We start from the raw sequence: 12,873 nt of genomic DNA, 5'->3' as shown, positions 1-12,873 counted from the left end.
GCGCAGCCACACCCGCTCGGTACTCTCAGCCGCTACTCACCGAGCACGCGCTCGAGGTACGCGTTCGAGAACACCCGGTCGGGGTCGAGACGGTCGCGGAGCGCCGTGAAGTCGTCGAACCGGGGGTACCGCGTGCGCAGGGTCGCAGCATCCTGCGTGTGCATCTTGCCCCAGTGCGGGCGTCCGCCGTACGAGCTCATGATGTCTTCGACCGCCTCGAAGTACTCCGCCGGGTCGTCGCGCCAGTAGCGGTGCACGGCGATGTACGCGGTCTCGCGGCCGTACGCGGTCGACAGCCACCGGTCGTCGGCGGCGGCGAAGCGCACCTCCACCGGGAACGAGATCCGCCAGCCGCGGTCGGCGATGAGCGCGCGCATCGCGTCGAAGGCAGGACGCACGGATTCGGCCGGCACTGCGTACTCCATCTCGCGGAAGCGCACCCCGCGTGCGGTCGCGAACACGCGGTCGGACGCGTCGGTGAACTCGCGATCGCCCCACAGCTTCACCGACAGCCGGTTGATCGGCGGGATCGTCGCGGGCACCGCCTTGGCGACCGAGCACGCCATCTGGTGCAGGCCGTTGCCGACGAGGGCGTCGTCGATCCACTTGCCGATCGGCGAGAGCGGATGTCGCGGCGCGCTCTCGGGGAGGCGCATGTTCGTCTTCGTCATCGCCCGGTCGGTGTGCGGGAACCAGTAGAACTCGAAGTGATCGGCCCCGGTGGAGCGGTCGGCGATCGCGTCGAGCACGCCGGCGAGCGGCTCCGGTCTTTCGACGGCGTGGAGCACGAATGCCGGGACGCACTGCAGCGTGACCTCGACCAGGATGCCGAGGGCGCCGAGGCCCAGTGCGACCGCCGGGAGCATCTCGGGGTTCTCGTCGGCGGAGACCACGAGGATGTCGCCCGACGCCGTCACCAGCTTCGCCCCGACCACCTGGGTCGCCAGGCCGCCGAAGCGGGCCCCCGTACCGTGGGTCCCGGTGGAGATCGCACCCGAGACCGACTGCCGGTCGATGTCGCCCAGGTTCTGCATGGCCAGGCCGTAGGGAGCGAGGAGGGCGGGCACCTGGTGCAGCTTGGTGCCCGCGAGGAGGGTGACGCGCGCGGTCTCGACGTCGACCGACACGAGGCCGCGCAGGTCGGTGAGGTCGAGGAGCACGTCGGGCGCGACGGCGATCGTGCTGAAGCTGTGCCCCGACCCGACGGCCTTGACGCGCAGGCCCTCGCGCACCGCAGCGGTGACGGCGCGGACCACGGCGTCGCTCGTGCGCGGGAACTCCACCCGGCGCGGCATCGACGAGGCGGACCTGCCCCAGTTGCGCCACGTTCCACCCGGCCGGGTCACAGGAACGACTTCCCTTCGCCCCGGTAGGTCGGAACTGTCGTCGACACCGTGTCGCCGTCGACGACGTGGTACTCGCCCACACGTTCCGCCAGCTCACCGCTCTTGGCGTGGCGGAACCACACGCGGTCACCCACCCGCAGTCCGCGTGCCGCTTCGCCGCGCAGCGGGGTCTGCACCTCGCCCGAGCCTTCACGTCCGAGTGTGGTGAGACCCTGCGGCCAGACCGGCTTCGGCTGACGCGATGCGACGGGCGGGCCGGACGCGATCCATCCACCGCCGAGCACCGTCGCGATGTCGGCGGCGGGCTTGCGCACCACCTCGAGCGCGAACGCGGCAGCCGGCGCCGGGTCGAAGGCCCGATAGCCGTCGAAGAGGTGCCCGGCGAGCAGTCCGCTTCCGGCGGTGAGCTCGGTCACCGACTGATCGGATGCCGTCAGCTCGAGCGATCCGGTGCCGCCGCCGTTGACCCACTCGAGGTGCGCCACGTCGCGCAGCGCCGCGACGATCGCGCCACGTCGCTCGAAGAGCTCCTCGGCCGACCGGCCCTGCATCCAGCGGATCACGCCGTCACCGGAACCAGTGGCGTCCGGCTGCCCGGCGATCTGCGCCTCGTACATCATCAGACCGACGAGCCGGAATCCGGGACGAGCGGCGATCGCCCGCGCGAGCGTGGCGACGTCGGCCGGCTCGTGCACCGGCGAGCGTCGCACGCCGATGTGGCCGAGTCCGCGACTGCGCCACGAGGCATCCGCCTCGATCGCCACGCGGATCTCGGGCCGTGATCCGGGGGGCGTGACGGCGTCGACGAGGTCGAGCTGCGCGAGGTCGTCCACCATGAGCGTGACGCGCTGGGCCGCACGCTCGTCGGCCGTCAGCGCGGCGATCGCAGCGCGATCGGCTGTCGGATAGCCCACGACCACGTCGTCATGGGTGTCCGCGAGCCAGAGCGCTTCGGGCAGGGTGAATCCGAGGATGCCGCGGTAGCCCGGCAGGGCGAGCGTGGCATCGATCACCTCGCGCACGCGCACGGACTTGCTGGCCACGCGGATGGGCACACCGCCGGAGCGCACCAGCATGTCGAGCGCGTTGTGGCGCAGGGCGGAGGCGTTGATGGCGGCGATCGGACCGGAGACGTTGCTCAGGGCGCGATCCATTCCGCTCCAGTAGGAGGCGGCGTCGGTCCACGACGTCGTGGACCATGCGGACAGCAGGGCGAGGCTCATGCGATCCGCTTCGGGTAAGCGTGCATGGTCACAGCCTAGATGCTGGCACGACGTGGCTCCGTCCACCACTGGGGCGACGCGCGGGCGCGTCGTGGACAGCATGGGTCGAGAGGTGCCCCCGCTGGGATTCGAACCCAGACTGAAGCGATTTTAAGTCGCCTGCCTCTGCCGGTTGGGCTACGGGGGCCGAGCCGCGGCGCCTCCAGGTTAACGGCGTCGGGGCCTGTCCGAAGACAGGCCCCGACGACAGATCGACAGGATCAGCGCGATGCAGCGGCCTTCTCGGCGGCGGGCTTCGCAGCGGCCGTGCGCTGGGGCGCGGCGGCGGCGGGCGCCTCGACGGCGGCGGGAGCGGCCGGACGCGGCCGCGCGGCGAACTCCTCGAAGACGTAGCGGGGGTTCTGGACCGTCGACAGGTTGACCATGTCGCGACCGAGAGCGAAGTTGTTCCACCAGCCCCACAGCACGCGCCACTTGCGCTCCCACGACGGCATCGCCAGGCCGTGGTAGCCGCGGTGGGCGAACCACGCGATGAGGCCCTTGAGCGCGATGTTGCCGGACTGGAAGACGCCGTTGTAGAGGCCGAGACCGGCGACGGCACCGAGGTTCTTGTGGAAGTACTCGCGGGGCACCTCGCCCCGGAGCACGGCGACGAGGTTCTTCGCGAGGAGCTTCGCCTGGCGGACGGCGTGCTGGGCGTTCGGAACGCAGTAGCCGCCGACGCCGCCGCCCGACAGGTCGGGGACGGCCGACACGTCACCGGCGGCCCACGCGCCCTCGACGACCTCTTCGGCGGTGCCGACACGCAGGTCGGCACGGGTGCGGATGCGGCCGCGCTCCTCGACGGGGAGGTCGCCGCCGCGCACGACGGTGGGGTTCGCCATCACGCCGGCCGTCCAGACGATGAGATCGGTCGGGATGCTCTCGCCGGTGGAGAGTTCGACGATGCCGTCCACCGCGCTGGTGAGCTGCGTGTCGAGGTGCACGTTGGCGCCGCGCTTTGCGAGGCTCTTGAGCACCCACTCGCTCGTCTTCAGCGACACCTCGGGCATGATGCGCCCCATCGCCTCGATGAGGTGGAAGTGCGTGTCGTCGAACGTGATCTGCGGGTAGCTCTTGATGAGCGACGAGGCGAGCGAGCGCAGCTCGGCGAACACCTCGATGCCGGCGAAGCCGCCGCCGACGACGACGACGGTGAGCAGGCGCGAGCGCTCGGGGCCGGCGGGCAGCTGAGCGGCCTTGTCGAAGTTCGACATCAGGCGGTCGCGGATGGCGACGGCCTCTTCGATCGTCTTCAGTCCGATGGCGTTGTCGGCGATGCCCGGGATCGGGAACGTGCGCGAGACGGCACCGGCGGTGACGACGATCTGGTCGTACTCGAACTCGTACGGCTCACCGGCGATCGGGGTGATCGTGGCCACCTTGTTCGCGTGGTTGATCCCGGTCACCTTGGCCGCGACGACGCTCGTCTTCTTGAGGTGGCGACGCAGCGCCACCACCGAGTGGCGCGCCTCGATCGAGCCGGCGGCGACCTCGGGGAGGAACGGCTGGTACGTCATGTACGGCAGCGGGTCGACGATCGTGACCTCGGCCTCACCCTTGCGCAGGTGCTTCTCGAGCTTCCACGCGGTGTAGAAGCCCGCGTAGCCGCCGCCGACGATGAGGATCTTGGGCACGGTGTTGCTCACGGTGGGATTACTCCTGGGAATCAGCGGCTCGGCGTGCGGGACGCCAATCGGATGCGTCGGACAGCAGCGGTGACGCCGAGCGCCACCAGTATAGCGGGGCCGGTGAGAAGCATGAGCGGGATGCTTCCGTAGAGGAAGGTGTCACGGGACGGCAGCAGCGGGCCCGACGCGCGGATCATCTCGTCGGCGGGCGGGAGCGGAACCACCTCGGTCGTCGGGGCGGGCGACGGGAGCACCGGATCGGTCTCCGCCCGGCGGTACAGCCGGATCCACTCCTGCAGCGCCTGGACGGGGCCTTCGGTGACGGTCGGCACCGGGGCGGAGACCGCGGCCGCGGCATCCACGAGTCCGTGCCCGTACAGCTCCTCGGGCGCATCGTCGACGCCCTCCGGCGCCTTCGCCGTCGCGGTGATGCGGTTGATCACGTTCGCGGCGTCGAGGTCGGGATGCGCCGCCCGCACGAGCGCCGCGATGCCGGCGACGATCGGCGCGGCGCCGCTGGTGCCGCCCCACTCCACGAGCGTCCCGTCGGCGGAGACGCCGATGAGCTCCTCGCTCGGCGCCGCGACGCCGATGGTGATGCCCTGCGTGGAGGCCTCGACGCTGGCGTTGCCCGACGGATCGACGCCGGCGACGGCGAGAACGCCCGGGATGGTGGCGGGCGCGCCGACGCGCGTCGTGCCGCTGCCGCGGTTGCCCGCGGCGACCACGACGACGACGTCGTTCTCGAAGGCGTAGAGGAACGCGTCGTCCCAGCTCTCGGGCCAGTCCGGCATGTTCGTCGTCAGCGACATGTTGATGACGTCGGCGCCGTTGTCGACCGACCAGCGGATCGCCTCGGCGATCTGATCGGCGAACGGCACCGACGCGGCCGCGCCGAACCCCACCGACACCGAGAGCAGCTGCGCCTGCGGCGCCACGCCGATCATGCCCTCGCCCGAACCCGTTCCGCGGGCCGCGGCGAGCGAGGCGACCCAGCTGCCGTGGTTCGCGTCGACGGCTCCGACCGGCGTGCGGCCGTCTTCGGTGCCGAGGCCCGAGACATCGGTGCCGCCCGCGACGGCTCCGTCGAACTCGACCGGTCCGCGGCCGATCCCGGTGTCGATGACGGCGATGCGCACCCCCTTGCCGCGCGTCGTCTGCCAGGCCTTCTCGATGCCATAGTCCTCGAGCCAGTACTCCGCCGCACGGACCGGATCCTCGTCGTCGTCCTCGTCGGGCGCATCCGTCGGCCGCGCGGTCGGGACCGCCGTGGGAGTGGGCTGCGGAGCGTCGGGGACGACGGCGGCCGGGTGCGCCGCGGTCGGGCGGACCGCGGCGGGGGCCGCGCCGAACGCCACCGCAGCGGCCGGGGCGCTCGCGACGGTGACCGTCGCCAGGACGGCGACAGCCAGCAGCGCGACGAGGGGACGCCGGATCATCCGGCCCCGCCGGGCTGGGCGCACGCGCACCGCTCGGGCGACCAGGTCGACATCGCCAGCGCGCGGTCTCCGATCGGGTTGACACCCGGACCCGCCGCGAGCGCGTGTCCGGCGAGGGCGTGGAGGCACTTCACGCGCGTCGGCATCCCTCCTGCCGAGATGCCCGCGATCTCCTCCACGTCGCCGAATCCGGCGCGGTCGCGGAGATAGGCCTCGTGAGCCCGGGCGTACTGGGCCGCGACCTCTTCGTCGGAGGCGAGCTCGTCGCTGAGCTCGCGCATGACGTGGTCTGCTTCGAGCACCGACATCGCCGCCGTCGCGGCGGGATGCGTGAGGTAGTAGAACGTGGGGAACGGGCTGCCGTCCGGGAGCCGCGGCGACGTCGCCACTACGGTCGGATTGCCGCACACGCAGCGCGCTGCCACCCCGACGACGCCGCGCACCGGGCGGCCGAGCTGCTCGCTCAGAACGGCGAGGTCGGCATCGGTCACGGGCGCGAAGGGCGGGGTGGTCACCCCTCGAGGTTACCGGCGACGGCTGGGACGGCGCTGGAGGGCGCCTGCGGTGTCACGGCGTCGGAGTCGACGACGGGGTGGGCTGATCGGGCACGCCGATGACGGGCTCCCGCACCACCTGGGCGAGCCCCGCCTCCGTCGCGGAGCGCACCAGCTGCGACATCCAGTCGGTGTCGGTCGCTGCCAGCTCATCGCTGATCGGTTCGACCTCCTGCGGCTGGTCGACCGCCGGCAGGTCGTCGTCGACGAGGTAGATCACCTCGCCGGGCTTGACGTAGTAGAGGCGCTCGCGCGCCTGCGTGGTGATGAACGCCTCATCGCCCCAGCGCTCGCGCTGCGCCTCGAGGTCGGCGACCTCGTCGCGGCTCACCTGCACCGCGGCCTCGAGCGCGGCGATCTGCTGGCGCTGATCGAGGTACACCCCGAGCGTCGGGACGAGCACGAACGCGGCGAGGATGACGAGCCCCAGCATGATGACCATGAAGCCCGAGAGACGGATGCCGCCGAGCCACTGCCGCACGTCGACCGGGCGCCGAGGCTGTCGACGCGGCGTCGCGCGCGGCGGCGCAGAAGCGGCCGGGGACGCCGAAGGGGGAGCCGGTCTCTTCATCGCGGCTCCCCCTTCGAGTCGATCGTCAGCCCTTGTAGCGCGGGAAGGCTGCGCGGCCGATGAACGTCGCCGCGTCGCCCAGCTCCTCTTCGATGCGCAGAAGCTGATTGTATTTCGCCACGCGCTCGCTGCGTGCGGGCGCGCCGCTCTTGATCTGACCCGCACCGGTCGCGACCACGAGGTCGGCGATGGTGGTGTCCTCGGTCTCGCCCGAGCGGTGCGACAGCATCGCGGTGTAGCCCGCGCGGTGCGCCATCTCGACGGCGTCCAGGGTCTCCGACAGCGTGCCGATCTGGTTCACCTTGACCAGCAGCGAGTTGGCGACGCCGAGCTCGATGCCCCTGGCCAGACGCTCCGGGTTCGTGACGAACAGGTCGTCGCCGACGAGCTGCACCTTCTTGCCGAGCTTCTCGGTGAGGGCGCCCCACGCCTCCCAGTCGTCCTCGGCGAGGGCATCCTCGATCGTGACGATCGGGAAGTCGTTGACGAGCCCGACGTAGTACTCGGTGAGCTCCTCGGCGTTCCAGTCCTTCTGGTCGAGGCGGTACACGCCGTCGTTGAAGAACTCGGTCGCCGCCACGTCGAGGCCGAGCGCGATGTCGGTGCCCGGGGTGAAGCCTGCCTTCTCGATGGCCTTGACGAGGAACTCGAGGCCCTCGCGGTTGCTGGGGAGATCGGGGGCGAAGCCACCCTCGTCGCCGAGGCCGGTGGCGAAGCCCGCGGCCTTCAGCTCGCCCTTGAGGACGTGGTAGACCTCCGTGCCCCACCGCAGCGACTCCGAGAACGACTCGGCGCCGATGGGCGCCAGGAAGAACTCCTGCATGTCGATGCCGTTGTCGGCGTGCTCGCCGCCGTTGATGACGTTGAACAGCGGCACGGGGAGGACGTGGGCGTTCGGTCCGCCGAGGTACCGGAACAGCGGCAGGTCGGCCGAGTCGGCCGCCGCCTTCGCCACGGCGAGCGAGACGCCGAGGATGGCGTTCGCGCCGACGCGCGACTTGTTGTCGGTGCCGTCGGTCTCGATGAGGATCTCGTCGATGATGCGCTGCTCGCTCGCCTCGACGCCCTCGATGGCCGGGCCCAGCTCGTCGATGACCGCGGCGACGGCCTTGAGCACGCCCTTGCCGCCGTACCGGCTCTTGTCGCCGTCGCGCAGCTCGTACGCCTCGAACGCTCCGGTCGACGCGCCGGAGGGGACGGCTGCGCGCTGGACGATCCCGTCGTCGAGCAGCACCTCCACCTCGACGGTCGGGTTTCCGCGCGAGTCGAGGATCTCGCGCGCGCCTACAGCCTCGATCAGTGCCACAGGGGACTCCTTGTTCAGTGGAGGGTGATTCGTCGGAGCGTCGTCGGTCCGTGGTCGAGTCTAGTGATGGTGGATGCCGGCGCCAGCGGCATCCCGTCACACGACGACGGCGAGCGCCACCCCGTCGTATCCCTTGAGGTCGAGCGTCTGCAGCGCCGTCGCGTCGAAGCGCGGGTCGCGGCCGAGCATCTCGAGGCCGCGCTGGGTTCCGATCACCTGCGGGTTCTCCGTCGCCGGGTCGGCCACCGCTCCCCCGCGGCCGATGTTGTCCACGATCACGACGGTGCCCGGGCGCCCGAGGCGCGCCGCCCAGTCGAGGTAGACCGTGTTGGACTCCTTGTCGGCATCGATGAAGACGAGGTCGAACGGCGCGCCGCCCTCGAGCTGGGGCAGCATGTCGGCGGCCCGCCCGACGAGGATCTCGACCTTCTCGCCGACGCCCGCGCGCTCGAGGTTCACCCGGGCGAGCGCCGCGTTCCGGGCTTCCGCCTCGATCGTAACGACGCGTCCGTCGTCCGGGATGCCGCGCGCCATCCAGATCGTGGAGTACGCCCCCAGCGTGCCGATCTCGAGCACCCGGCGGGCGCCGCTGATGCGGGCGAGGAGATGCAGGAGCTTGCCGTTCACCGGCGCCACCTCGATCGACGGCAGCCCGGCGCTGCGCTGGTCGGCGACCGCCGCCTCCAGCACGGGATCGTGGCCCACGAGGGTGTCGGTGAGGTAGGCGTCGACGCGACGCCAGAGGTCGGGGGTGGGGTCGGACATGGCCTCATGCCAGCATCCGCGCGCCCTCCGCGTCAAGAGCGTCGGGACGACGGATGCCGTGGCGCGACCTGCGCGGGAGCGTGCAGGCGCGCCGGCCGGAACTGACCGGCGAGCGCGAGCAGCCCCGTCACCGCCGCGATCACGATCCAGGCGACCACGCCGAGGGGCCCGACGATCGCCATGTCGATGCTCTCGCCGGCGGCGACGAGGATCAGGATGAGGCCGGCGACGGCGTTGAGCGAGCCGTGCGCGATGACCGCCGGCCACACCGAAGCGCTCCGCAGCCGCAGCCACCCGAGCAGAACGCCCCATGCGACGCATCCTCCGACCATGAGGGCGAGTCCGCCGAGGTCGGGCCGGGCGAAGTTGTAGCCGAGGAGGATCACGGGCGCATGCCACAGACCCCACACCGCACCGCTGACGAGGAGTGCGGGCCAGGTTCCGAGCGGGAGGAGCGCCGGAAGCAGCCACCCGCGCCAGCCGAGCTCCTCCCCCGCGGCGAGGAAGCTGTTGATCAGCGCGCCGAAGGGGAGGGCGAGGAGCTGGAGCGCGACGAGCGCTCCCACCGCGGGCATCGGCGTGCCGGCGGGAACCGCGGCCGCGAGCTGCTCGGCGAAGCCCGAGAACGACACGAGGTCGAGCTGGACGAGGCCGAGTGCCGCAGCCACGGCGATCACCCCGGCGACGACGATCATCGGTCCGAAGAGCCCTGCGAGCATGAGTCCGACGAACCGACCCGCCGGCCTGAGCGGCCACATCCCGAGGAACCGCAGGCGGCCGATGCGCGGCACGCGGAACGCGAAAACGACGATGAGCATCGCCAGGGTCGGGGTGAGCATCATCGCTGGCAGCAGCACGGGCGTCAGCGCGGACGCCAGCCCGTCGGGCGAGAGCCAGAGCGGGAGGGCGACGAGCCACGCCATCCCGCATGCCAGGAGGACGAACGCCGCGATCGCCGGCCAGGCGGGGCGGACCGCGGTGCCGCCTCCGGGCACGGGCGACGCCGGGGCGCCGGTCATCGTGCGTCCGCCTGCGCGTCGCGGGCGAGGAGACCCTCGAGCAGAGCAGCTCCGGTCGTGGCGTCGTCGACCGTCACGACGAATCGCCTCTTCCCGCGGCGCTCGACCTCGATCCCCGGGCCGCGGCGCAGAACGACGCCGAACCGCCCGTCGACGCTCCACCGCATGCCCCAGCCGCCGAACTCCCCGAGCGGGTTCACCTCGACGGCGGATGCGCGCTCGATCTGGTCGAGCGGCACGCGGAACCGCGGCAGGCCGAGTGCGGAGTCGACCGACAGGCCCGTCTCGTCGATGCGCACGTGGAAGGTGACGGTGGTCGCCGCCAGCGCGATCAGCAGCACCGTGGTGCCGGTGAGGATCCATGCCACCGCGGGGTCGGCTGCCACGAGCCAGGCGCCCACGGCGATCCCGAGGGTGGCGAGCACCGCGAGACTGATGGCGACGACGCCGCCCCGGGCGATGGAGGTGTGCCTCATCCAGACGGCGCGCTCCCCGGGTGAGATGGACAACGGCTCCGCGGCCGGCGCCGACCCCGGATCCGGGTAGTCGTGCGGCTGCGCGAACCATGCGGCGACGCCGGCGAGGATCGCCACGGCGAACACGGCCACCCCGGCGGGCCAGAACGGCAGGGCGACGGTCGCCGGATCGACGACGTCGATCTGGATGACGAGGGTCCAGGTGAGGAGCACCACCATGAGCGCGGCGGTGCCCGCCGAGATCGCCCCGAGGAAGCGATAACTCGCGCCGCGGTCGCCTCGGCGCAGTCCCGGCAGCGCGCACAGCGCGATCAGACCCGGGATGCCCGCACCCAGCACCGCGGTCATCAGGGGCGTGAACCACGACGGCGCGAAGCCGTCGGCGACGCCCGCACCGTTCCAGTGCGTCGCGATGACCTCCGGCACGTACGGGAGGACCATGAGCTGGACGGCCACGGCGATGACGGCGAGCGCGACCGGCGCGACGATCGCGACGGCGATGAACCGGCCGACCGTGTGCGGGTTCGCCGTGCGGGTGGGGTGGCGGTCAGGCATCTGAGGAGAACTCCTTCACGATTGCGGCGAGCACGTCGGGCGAGACGCCCTTCGCCTGGGCTGAGCGGACGAGCACGGCCACCTCGTCGCGCAGGGAGGCGAGGTTGTCGGCCGCCGATGTGACCACGGCGCCGCGCCCACGACGGATGTCGAGCAGCCCCTCGTCACGCAGCTCCTGATAGGCGTGGAGCACGGTGTGCACATTGATGCCGAGAGCGTCGGCGACCTCGCGCGCTGCCGGCAGCCGATCGCCGGGGCGCACGCGTCCCGCCGCGGCATCCGCACGGATCGACGCGGCGACCTGGAGGAACAGGGCCTCGTCGCTGGCGGTGTCGATGCGAAGGAGCATGTCTTTATTCTATATGAACTAGAACAAGTCGGTGTTGTCGACGATCCACAATCGAGTCGCTCCGGCGCCGTGCCCTGCGGCAGTCTGACCCGCATGCAGATCACCCCCCGACGCCTGGCCCTCGGCATGAGCCTGTGGGCGCCGAACCTGTGGAGCGGCATCCGGATCAGGAGGTTCGCCGACGACTGGACGAGCGCGACGGTCGAGCTGCACGTGAACCTGATCACCCGCAACTACGTGAAGACGGCGTTCGGCGGCTCGATGTCGGCCATGACGGACCCTTACTTCTTCATGCTCGTCATGCACCAGCTCGGGCGCGACTACGTGGTCTGGGACACCCGGGGCGAGATCGAGTTCGTCAAGCCCGGACGCGGCGTGCTGACGGCGCGGTTCACCGTGCCGCGCGAGAAGGCCGAGGAGCTGCGGGAGCGCGCCCGCGGCGGCGCGAAGGTGCTCGCGTGGTTCGAGACGGAGATCACGGATGCCGCCGGCGACGTCGTCGCGCGCGTGCGGCGCGAGGTGTATGTGCGCGAGAAGCGGCGCGTCACCCAGGCGACGACGCGCTGACCGGCTCCGATGCCGCCGCATCGGACGGCGGCGCCGCATCTCGCGCCGCTGACGCGAGCGCGGCGAGCACTGGCGGCAGCAGGACCTCCGCGGTGCGGCGGTAGCCGAGGGCGCTCGGGTGGAATCGGTCGAGGCTGAACATCTCATCCGGCTGCGAGATGAAGAACGGGCCGACGGCGCGGCCGAGCGACACCACGCGCGCGCCGGACGCGCGGGCGGCCTCCGCCTGCGCCTCGGCGAGTTGACGAGAGAGCCGGGAGCCGAGGGTACGCAGCGGCTGCGGGACCGGCCGCAGCGCCCCGAGGTCGGGGCACGTGCCCACCACCACCTCGGCACCGCGCCCGCGCACGCGGCTGATCGCCTTCGCGAGGTGGGCGGTCGACTCCGACACCGGCACCCGGTGCGTGACGTCGTTGCCGCCGACCACGATGACCGCGATGTCGGGGCGGTAGCCCGCCGGGAGGGCGTCGATCTGGCCGTCGAGCGCCGACGACTCCGACCCGACGACGGCTGCCGTGCGCAGCCGCACCGGGCGGCCGGTCCTCCGGGCGACGGCCTTCGCGAGGCGCCCGCCGAGCGTGTCCTTGCGCCGCTCCGCCCCGAGGCCGGCAGCGATCGAGTCGCCGAGCACGAGCAGCTCGATCGGGTCGCCGCCGAGCGCCCGACGCCAGACCCGGTCGGCGTCGAGCGCCTCCTCGCCGAGGGGCTTGCCGATCCGGCGGCGCGCGACGGCGGCCTGGTGCGGCAGCCCCCAGCGCGCCCCGACGAACACCGCACCCCCCACCGCTGCGGCGATGCCGCCGAGCACCCCGATCGTGCGCAGCGCCTCCTGATTCCGCCTCATCCGTCGATCAGACACGGGGCCGGTGAACTCGACCTGACGTGCGGGTGAAGCATCGCCTCCCCTCGCGCTCCCGCGTCGCGGGGCGCTTCGCGACTCGCACCCCGGCGCAACTATTCATCTCCGTCTAGTCGACCTGCCCGAGGAAACTCACGTCGATTCGACGGAGACGAACGTCGCGTGCTGGGCGCG

General features: G+C 71.8%; 13 protein-coding genes and 1 tRNA gene. 1 reads left to right on the top strand and 13 read right to left on the bottom strand.

What is annotated here, in order from left to right; genetic code table 11:
• Positions 1-32: 32 nt before the first annotated feature.
• The 12 genes from JOD63_RS04390 to JOD63_RS04335 all read right to left on the bottom strand — a co-directional run bounded on the left by JOD63_RS04390 (position 33) and on the right by JOD63_RS04335 (position 11,273).
• Complete coding sequence (locus JOD63_RS04390) at positions 33-1,346, bottom strand: D-arabinono-1,4-lactone oxidase (RefSeq protein ID WP_211088043.1); 1,314 nt, start codon at positions 1,344-1,346, stop codon at positions 33-35.
• A complete protein-coding gene (locus JOD63_RS04385; protein ID WP_045275718.1) occupies positions 1,343-2,569 on the bottom strand; it encodes an alanine racemase in 1,227 nt (408 codons plus the stop codon). Before JOD63_RS04385 ends, JOD63_RS04390 begins: the two co-directional genes overlap by 4 nt.
• 113 nt (positions 2,570-2,682) lie before the next feature.
• Positions 2,683-2,756 (bottom strand) — tRNA-Leu (locus JOD63_RS04380).
• A 73-nt stretch (positions 2,757-2,829) separates the two neighbouring features.
• On the bottom strand, positions 2,830-4,245 hold the full coding sequence (locus JOD63_RS04375; protein ID WP_045275784.1) for an NAD(P)/FAD-dependent oxidoreductase: 1,416 nt from the start codon (positions 4,243-4,245) through the stop codon (positions 2,830-2,832).
• Between the two features lie 32 nt (positions 4,246-4,277).
• The gene (locus tag JOD63_RS04370) at positions 4,278-5,678 is read right to left on the bottom strand and encodes a S8 family serine peptidase (protein WP_084613521.1); all 1,401 of its coding nucleotides are present in this window, start codon (positions 5,676-5,678) and stop codon (positions 4,278-4,280) included.
• Positions 5,675-6,193: a DUF501 domain-containing protein gene (locus JOD63_RS04365; RefSeq protein WP_045275717.1), complete on the bottom strand. Its 519-nt coding sequence runs from the start codon at positions 6,191-6,193 to the stop codon at positions 5,675-5,677. The genes JOD63_RS04370 and JOD63_RS04365 overlap by 4 nt, the downstream gene beginning before the upstream one ends.
• Before the next feature lie 52 nt (positions 6,194-6,245).
• On the bottom strand, positions 6,246-6,713 hold the full coding sequence (locus JOD63_RS04360) for an FtsB family cell division protein (RefSeq protein WP_245617989.1): 468 nt from the start codon (positions 6,711-6,713) through the stop codon (positions 6,246-6,248).
• A 115-nt stretch (positions 6,714-6,828) separates the two neighbouring features.
• Positions 6,829-8,109 (bottom strand): phosphopyruvate hydratase, encoded by a 1,281-nt coding sequence (gene eno / locus JOD63_RS04355; RefSeq protein ID WP_045275716.1) that lies wholly within the window; start codon positions 8,107-8,109, stop codon positions 6,829-6,831.
• 96 nt (positions 8,110-8,205) lie between these two features.
• Entirely contained in the window at positions 8,206-8,874 is a 669-nt protein-coding gene (locus JOD63_RS04350; protein WP_045275715.1) for an O-methyltransferase, read from the bottom strand.
• Between the two features lie 32 nt (positions 8,875-8,906).
• Positions 8,907-9,893 carry a CPBP family intramembrane glutamic endopeptidase gene (locus JOD63_RS04345; protein WP_045275714.1) on the bottom strand — a complete coding sequence of 329 codons (987 nt, stop codon included), beginning with the start codon at positions 9,891-9,893 and terminating at the stop codon, positions 8,907-8,909.
• Positions 9,890-10,924 carry a DUF1648 domain-containing protein gene (locus JOD63_RS04340; protein WP_045275713.1) on the bottom strand — a complete coding sequence of 345 codons (1,035 nt, stop codon included), beginning with the start codon at positions 10,922-10,924 and terminating at the stop codon, positions 9,890-9,892. Before JOD63_RS04340 ends, JOD63_RS04345 begins: the two co-directional genes overlap by 4 nt.
• On the bottom strand, positions 10,917-11,273 hold the full coding sequence (locus JOD63_RS04335) for a GntR family transcriptional regulator (protein WP_045275712.1): 357 nt from the start codon (positions 11,271-11,273) through the stop codon (positions 10,917-10,919). The genes JOD63_RS04340 and JOD63_RS04335 overlap by 8 nt, the downstream gene beginning before the upstream one ends.
• A 93-nt stretch (positions 11,274-11,366) precedes the next feature.
• Between JOD63_RS04335 and JOD63_RS04330 the strand changes: the two genes are divergently transcribed.
• Positions 11,367-11,840, top strand: coding sequence for a PaaI family thioesterase (locus JOD63_RS04330; protein WP_045275781.1), 474 nt, complete (start codon positions 11,367-11,369; stop codon positions 11,838-11,840).
• Here the strand turns inward: JOD63_RS04330 and JOD63_RS04325 are convergent.
• Complete coding sequence (locus JOD63_RS04325) at positions 11,818-12,684, bottom strand: SGNH/GDSL hydrolase family protein (RefSeq protein ID WP_045275711.1); 867 nt, start codon at positions 12,682-12,684, stop codon at positions 11,818-11,820. The two genes, JOD63_RS04330 and JOD63_RS04325, sit on opposite strands and share 23 nt — an antisense overlap.
• Between the last annotated feature and the right edge of the window lie 189 nt (positions 12,685-12,873).

It is taken from the genome of Microbacterium terrae (assembly GCF_017831975.1).
GTDB classification, from domain to species: Bacteria; Actinomycetota; Actinomycetes; order Actinomycetales; family Microbacteriaceae; genus Microbacterium; species Microbacterium terrae.
Note: the sequence above shows the minus strand (reverse complement) of the source record. Positions and strands in the feature narration are given on the sequence as shown.